The organism is Rhodococcus sp. IC4_135 (genome assembly GCF_011602025.1).
Classification (GTDB): Bacteria; Actinomycetota; Actinomycetes; order Mycobacteriales; family Mycobacteriaceae; genus Rhodococcus_F; species Rhodococcus_F baikonurensis.
This window is the reverse complement of sequence record NZ_JAAOLG010000007.1, coordinates 184624-198175: the sequence shown is the minus strand read 5'-3', so window position 1 is coordinate 198175 and position 13552 is coordinate 184624. Positions and strand designations below refer to the sequence as shown.

Here is a 13552-nt window from a genome sequence, read left to right as displayed (position 1 = left end):
GCCTCAAAAGATCAGGGTGCAGATGGGGGTCGTCCCCGATGGTGCGCGGCGCCATCTCGCTTCAGAATTGAACCATGACATTCGAAAGCAACACACCTCGCCCCTTCACCCGTTCCAACGACACGAAAATGTTCGCCGGAGTGTGCGGCGGAATTGCAGATTACTTCGGCGCCGACGTAAATCTTGTCCGTCTACTCGCCGTTATCGCCGCTATTTGCACGGGTGGAACCGCGGCTTTGGTATATCTCGCCGCCTGGATGCTCATGCCGTTAGGTTGAGAATTCCGGCACTTGACATGGCGAGAATTACGCGCCGACAAAAGATATTTCGGGGCCTACGCGCCAACACGAGCAGGCCCCGAAATCAACAATCTACTTGGCGGCCTTCAACTCTCCACCGCTGAGCGCAGCGAGGGCCTCGAGACCTTTGACGGCCAGGCCACTGACGCTGCCCAACCAAGATGTTCAGAAAACTCGGGGACGACGGGCGGCGTAAAGCTGAGGGTGTCGAGAGATTATCGTTCGACGAACTCACGATTTTGGTCGGAAACTGCCTGCAAAAGCGTCGTGAACCCCACCCGCAACAATTCGACGTAGTGCTCGATATCCGGCATCGTCTCTCGCGAGACGATGACATTGAGCGTCAGAGAACCTCCACGCGCGGCAATGAGGAAGTGGCGCAGAATGTCTCCGTCGACCGGCGCCTGCCCGCCGAGTACTGCCACTGCCGGCGCACCCTCGAAGACATTGCCGTCGACCGATACCGGGACATTGCTGATCGTCGTGTTCTGAATGACCTTGTGCGAAGGGTCCAGCTTGTTGAGTCGGCGCGAGAGACCGGTGAGTCTGAGCAGAGCCGCAGGCGAGGTTTCGATGCGTGTGCCGTAACGACGGACGGCTGGGTGTGAACTCCGCCCTTTGGCCCTCAGCGCCGAATCCCTGATCCGTGTCAGCCGCTCGACCGGATCTTCGACGTCCGTGTGCAGATCGACCGTCAACAGCGCCAGTTGGTTGGCCGACTCCCATTCGGCGATCTGTCGCATCGATCGGGGAACCATCGCCGCCAATCCACTGGCCGACTTCTCGCCCTTCTCCGACAGGTACACGTCGAGAGCACCGGCGACGACGGTCAGGAAGATGTCGTTGACCGTCACGCCCGGAACGGCCGCTCGGATCGCTTTGATGTCTGCGCCGTCCAGCGTCAGGAAATCGATCGTGATGTCTCCACCCAGCACGCCGTTGAATCGGGTCGGTAGGCGGTCGGCCGAGTACGTAGGTAGCTCTCCGGCCTCTTCCGCCTCCCGAACCGTCTCGGCCGCAACCTTTGTCACGGACAGACCCCGGCCGAAGCGGATCGCCTGGCCGGGCAAACCGACGACCGTGCGCCCGATCAAATCCAGCGACGAAAGCCCCGAACCGGCACGCTTCGTCTCCGGCTTCGGCGGACCGGAGAACAGAAGGTTGGTCAGATCGCGGATCGCCAGACCGTCACCGGCCCCGTGGTGGGTCTTGAGCATGATCAGCGTCAGATTGCCCGGCAGCTCGTCGATCCCGTGCACGCCGGTCATGACGTGCAACTCCCAGGGCGGCCGGGACAGGTCCATCGGCTCCCCGAGCGAGCGCCCGAGCAATTCACGGACCGGCGTCCACCCGGCAACAGGGGCACGCTGAACGTGCACGTGATCATCGACGTCGAAATCGGCCGGGACCCAATAGGGATAGTCCAGATCCAGCGGAACTCGCTGGAGGCGACTCGTGAACAGTGGCCAGTACCCGAATCTTTCGGTGATCCACCGAACCGCGTCGGCGTGCGTCATCTCTGCGAGCGGATGGCCCGTCGTGTCGAAGAAGTAGGCGCAGACCATGTGGCTCAGATGTCCGCCGGACTCGTTGTAGACGAACTCCGCGTCTCGCGGTCCCATCTGAGATACCGCGGCTGGCAACGAGTTCCGAAAGATCATGCATGCCCCTCAATTCCGACGCTGAACGAATGTCCGAATTGTAGCGAGCTGACATGCAGATCCTCTGGGTTCTGCTCGGAATCGTTGGGTATCACCAAATCCAGCAATCGGAGAAGGTGCCTGCGATTCCGATCGATCAGGAGGCAACCTCTTGGTCAGGTGAATCCGCAGTCTGCATCGCGGCTGCCGCCGCCAAATCATCGAAACTTGCTCGCAGTAGTTCGATGTAATGGTGGAGATCGGGCATGGTCGCGGTATCCGCGATGACGTTGAGGGTCAGTCCCCCACCTGCTGCGGCGACCATGAAATGCCGTAGCCCATCCCCGTCGATGGGCGCTTGCACTGCAAGCACAGCCGCGCCCGGAGCGCCGGCAAGCGTCAACCCTTCGACCGAGAGTGGAATGTTACTCACCATCGTGTGCTGGTAACGCGGTCGATCGAGGCTGTGATCGTTCTGCTTGCGCGCATACGCCATCAATCTCATCAACGGCGCCGGCGTGGTCTCGACTGCGGCCCCGGCACGCCTGACCGCGGGATGGGACGTACGCGCCTTCTCCGACCGTGCCGAACTCGAAATGAGCGCCAACCTCTCCAACGGGGACTTGACCTGGGTGTGCATATCCACCAGCAGAGCCACCAACTGATTCGCCGATTCCCACGCTTCGACCTTGCGTACCGAGCGAGGAACCATCGCAATCAAAGAACCGCTTGGCGTTTCATCTTTTTCCGTGAGGTAACGCGTCAGAGCGCCTCCGACGACGGCGAGCAGAACGTCGTTGACAGTGGCACCGGGCACCGAATCCTTGATCGCACGGACCTGCTCCCCGGACATTGTCATCGGTTCCAGAGAGGCCACTCCACTCACCTTGCCGTTGAATCGAATTGCAGGCCTTTCGTTGAGGCTCTCCACCCATTCTCCGGCCTTCTTCGCAGCGTCAGCATCTCGCTGAGCGCGTCGGTTGCCTGGTACCTGCCTTGCGAAGCGATATATTCGGCCGGGAAACCCCAGTAGCGACTTGGTGAATATCCTCGCTCGCACAAACGGCACAGACGGTTCGGACCCAGCCTGCTGCACATTGCCCGAAAAGATAGTTTCGCCCAACGTCCTGATGGCGATACCGTCAGCTGCACTGTGGTGAGACTTGAGCACCACCGCCGTCAGTCGGCCCGGCAATTCTTCAAGTCCCTCCAAACCTACGAAGAAGTGCAGTTCCCACGGCGGACGGCGCAGGTCCATCTTCGTCGTCAACAACGCGCTCAACGGCTTTTGCAGTGCTGCCCATCCTGTGTCATCGATCTTGTTGACGTACACGTGCTTTCGCACGTCGAAGTCAGGGTCTGTCACCCAGTAGGGATGGTCCAGTCCCAACGGAGTCCGTTGGACTCGTTGAGTGAACATACGATCACATCCAAGGCGTGCGGTAACCCAGTCCACTGCCTGTTCTGCCGTGAATTCCGCGCTTGGGTGCAACGATGTCTCGAAGAAGTACACAGCGATCAGATGGTTCAGGTGACCAGCGCCCTCGTGATAGATGAATTCGGCATCGCGTGGGTTCAGCTGCGCCATCCTTGCGCCTGACGTGTTGGACGCGCCCATTGAACTCCTTGTATCGCGGCTGGTTGCCCGCACATTCGCCTGAGTGCAAAGCTTGTGACTATAAATCCGGTGATTGCAAAACCAATGGTCCCCGAAGCCACAGGGCTACGGGGACCATAGTTTCAAGCAAGTGCAGGTTCGCCTGACTGCTCCGCTACGATGCTGTCCTCGACAACCGAACAATATGATGCAGTCGCTGGAGTGATCACGGCTTTTGTGGAGGATCCTTGATGATCTTGCTTCCAGCGGAAGTTAGACCAAGCATGCTCGATACCCACGTGATCATTCCGGTTAAATAAGTTTGCAGCATGACCGATTCCGTTCTTCTATGGCGTGGGGGAAGACGACAGCGCGTTCAAATACTTCACAAACGTGCCTACGAGATCGATCGATCCGAAATCGACGATCTTGGACAGGTAGTCCAGGAAGAGATCGAACATCTTTTCTCCTTCTCCTTTTACAGGCCGGCTACGGAACCGAGGACCGATTGGACGCTGCCTGCCGCAGCCTCACCGAGCGCACCGCCCATGTTGAGGCTTCCGGTGATCGACAAGAAGATTCCGTCAACGACCTTGACCAAGTAGAACAGTGGATCCACCAGGGATCCGACGTCAACGCTAGCGAGCGCACCTATCAAACTAGCTGTGTCCACCGTATTTCACACTCCTTGAGATTGATTTCGTTCACTGGGTAAATCAATTCACTTCTCAGTCGACGTTCGGGAACCACCCGAAGTCAACCGAAGCCATAAACGGGGTAAACAAAGCCACCCCGAGAATGTTTTTGATCAACCCCCCGGCCTCGCCCTCGAGAACATCCGCAATCGATCCCAGATCCATCATTCACTCCTGTCATCAAGAAACATTGGAAGAAGAACTTGCAGGTGCCGTCAACTGAGGTCGATTGCCGAAACCAACGATCCGGTGACCCCGTCGATTCCCGGCATGAGCGAACCGGACCAGACGTTACCCAGCAGGTCGGTGAACAATGCCGCCGTTGTCTGCAGGAACATGACGATCATATTGAATCCCACGCTTTCGATTGGCCGCGAATACTCACGGAACATTTACATTGGAATGCTTGATGCAGCCCACAAAGAGCCGGTCCAAGTAGCAATTAAAGAATCTCTGTCGAACGATGAAACCGAGATCCTCCGGGGTGGGTGCCCACTTTCCGCGGCTGTGACTGACATCAAGGTAGTGCAATAGGATCCGGTTTGGGTGCCTTTTGCCCAAGAATTTCAGATGGATCTGAAACCTGTTCCATATTCGCAGGTCTAGCGTCCAAGACGCTTGAAAATCGAGCAAAATGGAATAGCAACCGGAATGCACGTCATCCGAAAGGCCTAGTACTTGAGGGTATTCAGAACAGAATTATCCACCAAAAGAACTAGAGGTATCCGCACTTCACAGGTTAGCGGAGGCGAACAATCGGGACGGAAAATATCAAACATCCTTCAACATTCGGATAGATGAAGCTTCTCGTTCCCCACCTTCTCGATACACCTGTTACGCCATGAGGTTGTCCACACACACGCGGCCATCCACAAAGTGGCTTCTGAATCCGCGTCGTCAGGCCCTTGCCGCCACAGTGCATACGTGGAAGTTGTCACGAGAAACCAGTTGCTCGAGCAGGGCACCTCGAGCAGTTCGATCTCTCGATCCACGCGGTCAGGGCGACTCCATCGAATCCTGCCGTCGGTGTACTCCACCGAAGAACCTGGATACTTCGAGCGTTGCGTCGCGGTCACACTGTGGAAGCCCGAGGCCGTCCTCAGCCATACCAGCGCGGCCTGGCTGTGGGATCTCCTGCCGGAGGAACCACGCTTTGTCGAGGCCACCGTGGCTCCCAGCGTCCGAGCAGGCAGTCCGCAGTGGGTACGGCTTCACCGACGAACAGGAGTCTCGTCGGATGAGTGGATGGGTTTACCGATCGTGCCGATCGAGCAGTGCTTCATCGACGTCGCGACCACGTTGCCACGGCCGGAACTCGAGGCCTTCTTCGACGCGGCCGTATCGACCCGAGTGCCGTGGAAGTCGATAGCCGAACTGTGTGATGCGAGGCGCGGCAGGCACGGGATCCTCGCCGTACGCGAACAACTCCGCACCTGTTGCCCGCTCACTCGTTCGGAACCGGAGCGAGCAGTCGCCCGTGCGCTGACTGCGCGCAACGTCCACCTGGAGATCAACGCTCGGGTCGGACCCTACTTCGGCGACCTGGTCGACACGCGAGCCCGGGTGATCGTGGAGATCGACGGGCGCGAATTCCATACCGACCCCGCAACTTTCAACAACGATCGACGGCGTCAGAACGCACTCGTTCTCGACGGATGGATGGTGTTGCGTTACTCCGCCGCCACCGCGATGGCCCATCTCGACGCTGTGGCGGACGAAATCATCACAGTGGTCCGAAGACGCCGACACAACCGGACGTAAGCGCGGGCGTAAACGCACACAGCATCGAGCGTGCAACGGGAAACCGCGATCGCGTCGCAGCAGTGGACAAAAATGCCCACATTCATCTCCAGACAAGCAAAAGCCCGGCCCACCGAATGGTGGGCCGGGCTCTAGGAGCTAGGTGGAGATGGACTCAGAAGTCCATGCCGCCCATGCCGCCGGTCGGATCGCCTGCAGGCGCTCCGGCTTTCTCGGGCTTGTCAGCGACAACGGCTTCGGTCGTCAGGAACAGAGCCGCGATGGACGCTGCGTTCTGCAGTGCCGAGCGGGTGACCTTGACCGGGTCGTTGATGCCTGCAGCGAGCAGGTCGCCGTACTCGTTGGTCGCAGCGTTGAGGCCGTGACCTGCGGGCAGGTTGGAGACCTTGTCCGCAACAACGCCGGGCTCGAGGCCTGCGTTGAATGCGATCTGCTTGAGCGGAGCGGACAGCGCAACGCGAACGATGTTCGCGCCGGTTGCCTCGTCACCTTCGAGCTTGAGGTCGTCCAGTGCGGGAGCTGCCTGGAGAAGTGCAACGCCACCGCCGGCGACGATGCCCTCTTCGACGGCTGCCTTTGCGTTACGCACTGCATCTTCGATGCGGTGCTTGCGCTCCTTGAGCTCGACCTCGGTAGCAGCGCCGGCCTTGATGACTGCAACGCCGCCGGCCAGCTTGGCCAGACGTTCCTGCAGCTTCTCACGGTCGTAATCCGAGTCGCTGTTCTCGATCTCGGCGCGGATCTGGCTGACACGACCGGCGATTGCGTCGGCGTCGCCGGCACCCTCGACGATGGTGGTCTCGTCCTTGGTGATGACGACCTTGCGTGCCTGGCCGAGGAGCTCGAGGCCTGCGGTCTCCAAGGAGAGTCCGACCTCTTCGCTGATGACCTCGCCACCGGTGAGGATGGCGATGTCGGCGAGCTGAGCCTTACGACGGTCACCGAAGCCGGGAGCCTTGACGGCAACAGACTTGAAGGTGCCACGGATCTTGTTGACCACGAGGGTGGAGAGAGCTTCGCCCTCGACGTCCTCGGCGATGATCAGGAGCGGCTTGCCGGACTGGATGACCTTCTCCAGCAGGGGCAGCAGGTCCTTGACCGTGGAGATCTTGGAGCTGACGAGCAGGATGTACGCGTCTTCGAGGACGGCTTCCTGACGCTCTGCATCGGTGGCGAAGTACGCCGAGATGTAGCCCTTGTCGAAGCGCATGCCCTCGGTGAGCTCGAGCTGCAGGCCGAAGGTGTTGGACTCCTCGACCGTGATGACGCCTTCCTTGCCGACCTTGTCCATAGCCTCGGCGATGAGCTCACCGATGGACGGGTCGCCGGCGGAAATACCGGCGGTAGCAGCGATCTGCTCCTTGGTGTCGATCTCCTTGGCGGTCTCGAGCAGGCGAGCTGTGACAGCCTCGACAGCCTTCTCGATGCCGCGCTTGAGGCCGAGCGGGTTCGCGCCGGCTGCGACGTTGCGCAGGCCTTCACGGACCAGAGCCTGTGCGAGAACGGTAGCGGTGGTGGTGCCGTCGCCAGCGACGTCGTCAGTCTTCTTGGCGACCTCCTTGACGAGCTCGGCGCCGATCTTCTCGTACGGGTCGTCGAGTTCGATCTCCTTGGCGATGGAAACACCATCGTTGGTGATCGTGGGGGCGCCCCACTTCTTTTCGAGAACGACGTTGCGACCCTTGGGGCCCAACGTCACCTTGACAGCGTCGGCGAGGGCGTTGAGGCCTCGCTCGAGGCCACGACGTGCCTCTTCGTCGAACGCGATGATCTTTGCCATTGCGAAGTGATCCTCCGGATAGGGGGTGACACACAAGGTGACCGCTCGTCGGGTCACCTCATCGGCACAAGGCGACCGTTTGACCAGTCACCTCGTTACACGGGCGACCGATTTGCCTGGTCACCCATCTACGCCTGTGGTCTAGTCAGTGCCCGCGACGGACGACCGGGGGTGTCTATGGTTCCCGGTCTCACTGCCTCGACCTGGCACTCACGGTTCGCGAGTGCCAACTGCATTTTTAGCACTCGAGCGTGCCGAGTGCAAGGTTGAGCCTCAGCCCGCGATGCAGAACTGTCCGTTACTCAAATTGACCGCAAACGAGAGCACTCCGACGCAGTCGACGCCGTTGGCATCGGCCGTAGCGCCCGCTCCGTAACCGGCGATGGCGAAGGTGACGTTGCCGTCAGCCGCCCCGGCCCGCGCGATCCCGCCGCCGAGCGCAAATGCCTGCGCCTGACCGTTACCGCGAGAAGCCCCCAGCGCGGTTCCGAAGCCGTTTGCATATGAATTGGAGTACCCGTTGTCGGCGGCGACGCTCACGGCGGTACCGCTCTCGGCAGCACCGGCCTGCGAACGGCCGGCTCCGACGGACTGCGCGCCGCAGCTCGCGGTCCCGGAGACCTGGATGTCATTGGCCGACGGCGGCGAGACACACGTGACGGGGGCTGCCGAAGCAGCTCCCGCACCGGTCAGCGCCAGCCCGGCGGCGAGCCCCATACCTACAGTCATCACAGCCCCTGTTCTCGCCAGGCGGCCCCCCAACCGACTACTGGAAATTCCGCTGACTCGAGAGGATGAGCGACGGAACCAGACTGACGAGATCAAGGGCATAGAAAACTCCTTCGTGGAACAAGTTCATTGGATTCGGGCGCGAGAGTACCCGCTCGAGTGAAGTCCGTCACCCCCGCCTGGTCAAGCCTCGAGGACGACCCCGAGAAGGGCCGGAAGATCCGCGACCGAATCGATGACATGATCAGGCTTCTGAACCGACAGGTCGAGCACTGTTTGCCGAAACTTGCCTGTGCGCACCAGAACTCCGGTCAAGCCGACTCGTTGGGAGGAAAGGACGTCCCCGATCAGATCGTCGCCGACCATCACCGTCGCCTCCGGTTCGACATGCATCAGCTCCGTGGCTGTCAGGAACCCCGTGAGAGACGGTTTACCCACTGCGGCGATATTTACACCTGCCACTTCCTCGAAGCCCGGCAAGTACGTTCCTGTATCGATCCGAAGGCCGTCTACGGTCTCCCACATCATGCCGCGGTGCATCGCGACGACGGGCACACCGGCGAGCAGAAGTTCGAGCACTCGGCTCAGCGCCTCGTGGGTGAACTCCGGGCCGGCGCCGCCGAGAATCACGACCTCCGGATCGGCGTCGTCGAATTCGATTCCCTCGAGATCGGCAGACACGTCACCGTGATTGAGGACCCACGCCCGCGCGTCCGGGTACGTCGCCCGCACGTACTCCCCCGTGAGCCTGGCGGCGGTCACTATCTGGCTCGCCTCGACCTCGATACCCGCATCGCACAATCCCTGCGCGATGAGCGTCGAACTGCGCGAGGTTGTGTTGGTCAGAAACCCACAGGCCAATCCGCGCCGCCGAACTTCGCGTACTGCTTCCCCTGCTCCCTCGATCGGCTGCCAGGACGTGAGCAGGACTCCGTCGATATCGAACAGAACACCTTCGATGTCGGCCATTGCACCAGCCTATATTCGCCATCGAGGTCCTGCCGAGGCGTCGTAGCCCGAAATCCGTCGATCGCTCAGTAGGCTCCCACCCATGGACCTGCGCGACGACGACCTCTTCTCCGTTGCCGGTTCTCTGGCCGAATTGCTCGGCGCTCCCGTCACGATCGAGGACGAGAACTCGACTGTCCTCGCGTACTCCGGCGGCGAGCAGGCCGTGGACGAAGCTCGCATCGGCACGATCCTCGGCCGGCAGGTACCCAGCCGATTCCGCCAATTACTTTCCGATGCAGGAGTATTCGATCGCCTCCACCGAGAGAGCGACCCCATCTACGTCGATCTCGAAGACCCCGCGATCACGCCGCGACTGGTCATCGCAGTTCGCGAGAACGATCACCCCGTCGGCTCGATCTGGGTCGCACTCGCCGGAACACCGACGCCCACACAGGAATCGATACTTCGATCCGCGGTAACTGTCGTGGCCGAGAGAATCGCCTCGGAGCGTGACCGGGTCGACAGCACACGCCGTCGTCAATCCCAGCGCGTCCAAGCTCTGATCGGCGGTGGCGAACCCGCATTCCGCGCCGCAGACGACTTGCGGTTGGCAGGCCCGCTCACCGTCGTCGCCGTCGGAACCGTTGCGGGACCACTGCCGGCGGGGTTGGTCGCCTCTTTGAGCTTGTACCTCGACACTCTGGCCGTCGACGCCGTTGCAGCTCAACTGTCCGAGACCATCTACCTTGTCATCGCGACCGACGAGACCAACGCTCGCCGATTGTCCGCCGACTTCCTCACGCGCGCCCGCGGTCGCGAATTCCTGGCAGTGGCCGTCGGTCGGACAGTGAAGTCTGCAAGCGAATCACATCTTTCGCGCTCGGACACCGACCATGTTCTCGGAGCGCTTCGTCATGGCCGGTCCGGCGGAACCGTCGCGGGAATGAGGGACACGTTGGCCTCCGTTCTCGCCCTGCACGTCGCCGACATCATCGACGGACTCGGCGACTCCACACCACTCGGAAGCCTCGAACGTCACGACTCTCAGCACGGCAGCGATCTGGTCGCGACGGCGAAGGCCTTTCTCGAGCACGGCGGTGACGTGGCGAATTCTTCTGCCGCACTGCATGTTCACCCCAACACGCTCCGCAACCGCCTGCGTCGAGGCAAGGAGATGTGCGGCGTCGACCTGACCGACGCCGACACCCGCTTGATTCTGATGCTGCAGTTCAAACTCGCTCGCTGAGCAGGCGCGGCGGTGCGTTGTGCGAATCCACAACGAGGTAGCTCCGACGATGGCCGAACGGCCAGTCCTTTTGCCGCCCCCGCGATTCATGCTTGAGAGAAGAGCCGGATGTGACCGGCGTCTCGGTTCGAGCAGAGTCTGTAGAAGGAGTGCGTCATGGGAACTCGTCAGAGCCCCGATCGTGTGGTCGTGGTCGGTGCGGGTGTTGTCGGATTGTCGACGGCCTGGTTCTTGCAGGAACGTGGAGTCGAGGTCACCGTCGTCGATCGCGACGGCGTCGCAGCCGACGCGAGCTGGGGCAACGCCGGTTGGCTTGCCCCCGCATTGACGCTTCCGCTGCCCGAACCCGCAGTGCTCCAATACGGCTTGCGCGCGATGCTCAGCCCGTCGTCCCCGGTGTACGTGCCACTGACCACCGATCTGAAGCTGATTCGGTTCCTGGTCGGGTTCGCGCGCCACTGCACGCCGTCGAAGTGGCAGGAAGCGATGTCGGTCTACACCGAGGTCAACCGAACAGCCTTGGGCGCGTACGACGAACTCGCCGACGGTGGCGTCAAAGAGCTGACCCGCCTGGCCGATCCTTTCCTCGCCGCGTTTGCGTCCGAGAAGGACCGACAGACTTTGGTGGACGAGTTCCATCACGTCGAGGCCGCGGGCGGCGAGGTCGACTTCGACCTCCTCGACTACGACGCGATTCATTCGCTCGAGCCTTCACTCGGCCAGGGTGTGAAAGCCGGTTTGCGTCTGCGTAATCAGCGTTTCATCGATCCCCCGTTGTTCGTGAACTCGTTGGCGGACGCGGTTCGTGAACGCGGTGGAGAAATCGTCAGCGGTTTCGACGTCACGCAGATCGACGATCGGGTCGGCGGAGTCACTGTTCGCAGTGCACACGGTGATTCACGCGACGGCGACGCCGTGGTCATCTCGAGCGGTGCCCGCTTGAACAAGCTCGCAGCACCGTTCGGTGTGCGCAAACTGGTGCAGGCCGGACGCGGATACAGCTTCAGTGTCAAGCCCGAGCACCTCCCCAAGAACCCTGTGTATTTCCCCACCCAGCGCGTCGCATGCACTCCGTTGCACGATCGCTTCCGAGTGGCCGGAATGATGGAATTCCGCAGCCCTGACGCGCCGCTGGATCCGCGCCGCGTGCAGGCGATCATCGATGCGGCCAAGCCGATGCTCAGCGGCATCGACTGGACTGCGCGGGAAGAGGAATGGGTGGGATCACGACCGTGCACTACCGACGGCTTGCCGTTGATCGGAGCCACCAAGTCGCCGCGGGTGCACGTCGCCGGTGGTCACGGAATGTGGGGAATCGCCCTGGGTCCGTTGACCGGAAAGATGGTGGCCGACTCGATGACCGGCGCTCAGACGCCGACCGTCATGCGCCACTTCGATCCGCTGCGCTGACAGCCGGTTTCACCCACTTGTAGTACGCGCCCGTCAGCAGAACCAGCCATCCGGCACCGACGAGCAAAGCAACTCGGGTATCGGCGATGACGCCGAGCAACACGATGACAAAAGCCAGGAACACGATCGCGAAGATTTGACCGTACGGCCACAGCGGCACTGGAAACTTCAGTGCCGCTGTTTCGTCTGCACTCATCTGAGCGCGGGAACGGAACTGCGAGAGCAGGATCATGATCCAGACGAAAATGGTGGCGAAGGTCGCCAGCGAGGCGATGACGAGGAACACCTGGTCCGGGATCAGATAGTTGAGCAGGACTCCCACCAACAGGGCAACGGTCATGATGACAACGGTCATCCACGGAACACCGTTGGCGGAGACTCTCTTCATCACCTGTGGAGCCTGGCCGGCGTGCGACATCCCGAACATCATGCGACCCGCACCGAAAACGTCGCTGTTGATGGCGGACAAGGCCGCGGTGATGACAACGATGTTGAGGATCGATGCGGCCGTTCCCAATCCGAGGTTCTCGAAGATCTGGACGAACGGGCTGTTGTCGGAGTTGATGGTCTGCCACGGAATGATCGCCATGATGACGGCGAGGGTGCAGATGTAGAAGAGAATGATGCGCACCGGGACCGTGTTGACGGCTTTCCTGATGGTCTGCGCCGGATCCTCGGCTTCGCCCGCGGTGATACCGATGATCTCGGTGCCACCGAACGCGAACATGACGATCGCGAAACACGCGACGAATCCGCCGAAGCCCGTCGCGAAGAACCCGCCGTCCGACCAGAGGTGGCTGATTCCGGCATCGGTGTCGTGAACGCCGAATCCGAACACGATGATCGCGATGCCGCCGGCGATCATCGCGATGATGGCGGTGATTTTCACGAGCGTGAACCAGAATTCCAGTTCGCCGAAAACCTTGACGCTCAACAGGTTTATCGCGCCGATGAAGAAGACCACAGCCAGAACCCAGATCCATCTCGGTACGTCCGGGAACCAGAATTGCATGTACAGGCCGAAGGCGGTGACGTCGGCAAGGCACACGATCACCATCTCGAACGTGTACGTCCACCCGGTCATGAAACCGGCGAGTGGTCCGAGGTGCTTGTTCGCGTACTCGCTGAACGAACCGGAAACCGGGTTACGGACCGCCATCTCGCCGAGCGCTCGCAACACCAGGTAGACCGCGATACCGCCGATCAGGTAGGCCAGGAGCACCGACGGGCCGGCCCTTTTGATGGCCTCGGCGCTGCCGTAGAACAGTCCGGTTCCGATGGCCGATCCGAGGGCGATGAAGCGGATATGGCGCGCTGTCAGCCCTCGCTTGAGGCCATCCTGCGTCGCGGCGTCGCTGTTCACTTCTCGGTACTCCAGTCGGATGGATCGTCATACGTGCGCGAACCATTGTCCGCTACCACCGCGCGTGTTCCCGCACGACCC

General features: G+C 61.1%; 12 protein-coding genes. 4 read left to right on the top strand and 8 right to left on the bottom strand.

What is annotated here, in order from left to right; all coding sequences use genetic code 11:
* Positions 1-74: 74 nt before the first annotated feature.
* Positions 75-278: a PspC domain-containing protein gene (locus G8767_RS15715; protein ID WP_166810647.1), complete on the top strand. Its 204-nt coding sequence runs from the start codon at positions 75-77 to the stop codon at positions 276-278.
* Positions 279-514: 236 nt separating this feature from the next.
* On the opposite strand, the gene G8767_RS15710 is transcribed toward G8767_RS15715, so the two are convergent.
* The 4 genes from G8767_RS15710 to G8767_RS15695 all read right to left on the bottom strand — a co-directional run bounded on the left by G8767_RS15710 (position 515) and on the right by G8767_RS15695 (position 4590).
* Positions 515-1960 carry a wax ester/triacylglycerol synthase domain-containing protein gene (locus G8767_RS15710; protein ID WP_124567881.1) on the bottom strand — a complete coding sequence of 482 codons (1446 nt, stop codon included), beginning with the start codon at positions 1958-1960 and terminating at the stop codon, positions 515-517.
* A 136-nt stretch (positions 1961-2096) separates the two neighbouring features.
* Positions 2097-3557 (bottom strand): wax ester/triacylglycerol synthase domain-containing protein, encoded by a 1461-nt coding sequence (locus tag G8767_RS15705; RefSeq protein WP_124567880.1) that lies wholly within the window; start codon positions 3555-3557, stop codon positions 2097-2099.
* 457 nt (positions 3558-4014) lie between these two features.
* Entirely contained in the window at positions 4015-4209 is a 195-nt protein-coding gene (locus tag G8767_RS15700; protein ID WP_054825594.1) for a hypothetical protein, read from the bottom strand.
* A 237-nt stretch (positions 4210-4446) separates the two neighbouring features.
* Positions 4447-4590: a hypothetical protein gene (locus tag G8767_RS15695; RefSeq protein ID WP_153212751.1), complete on the bottom strand. Its 144-nt coding sequence runs from the start codon at positions 4588-4590 to the stop codon at positions 4447-4449.
* 565 nt (positions 4591-5155) lie between these two features.
* On the opposite strand from G8767_RS15695, the gene G8767_RS15690 reads away from it, so the two are divergent.
* Positions 5156-5992, top strand: coding sequence for a DUF559 domain-containing protein (locus G8767_RS15690; protein ID WP_166810646.1), 837 nt, complete (start codon positions 5156-5158; stop codon positions 5990-5992).
* A 154-nt stretch (positions 5993-6146) separates the two neighbouring features.
* On the opposite strand, the gene groL is transcribed toward G8767_RS15690, so the two are convergent.
* The 3 genes from groL to G8767_RS15675 all read right to left on the bottom strand — a co-directional run bounded on the left by groL (position 6147) and on the right by G8767_RS15675 (position 9470).
* Entirely contained in the window at positions 6147-7772 is a 1626-nt protein-coding gene (gene groL / locus G8767_RS15685) for a chaperonin GroEL (protein WP_003941476.1), read from the bottom strand.
* Between the two features lie 273 nt (positions 7773-8045).
* A complete protein-coding gene (locus tag G8767_RS15680; protein WP_124567879.1) occupies positions 8046-8603 on the bottom strand; it encodes a DUF6764 family protein in 558 nt (185 codons plus the stop codon).
* A gap of 81 nt (positions 8604-8684) precedes the next feature.
* Positions 8685-9470: an HAD-IIA family hydrolase gene (locus G8767_RS15675; RefSeq protein WP_003941506.1), complete on the bottom strand. Its 786-nt coding sequence runs from the start codon at positions 9468-9470 to the stop codon at positions 8685-8687.
* 82 nt (positions 9471-9552) lie between these two features.
* Between G8767_RS15675 and G8767_RS15670 the strand changes: the two genes are divergently transcribed.
* Both G8767_RS15670 and G8767_RS15665 read left to right on the top strand, forming a co-directional pair.
* On the top strand, positions 9553-10698 hold the full coding sequence (locus G8767_RS15670; protein WP_166810645.1) for a helix-turn-helix domain-containing protein: 1146 nt from the start codon (positions 9553-9555) through the stop codon (positions 10696-10698).
* 156 nt (positions 10699-10854) lie between these two features.
* Positions 10855-12108 (top strand): FAD-dependent oxidoreductase, encoded by a 1254-nt coding sequence (locus G8767_RS15665; RefSeq protein WP_007733715.1) that lies wholly within the window; start codon positions 10855-10857, stop codon positions 12106-12108.
* On the opposite strand, the gene G8767_RS15660 is transcribed toward G8767_RS15665, so the two are convergent.
* Positions 12080-13471 carry an amino acid permease gene (locus tag G8767_RS15660; protein WP_116057054.1) on the bottom strand — a complete coding sequence of 464 codons (1392 nt, stop codon included), beginning with the start codon at positions 13469-13471 and terminating at the stop codon, positions 12080-12082. The two genes, G8767_RS15665 and G8767_RS15660, sit on opposite strands and share 29 nt — an antisense overlap.
* Positions 13472-13552 lie beyond the last annotated feature (81 nt).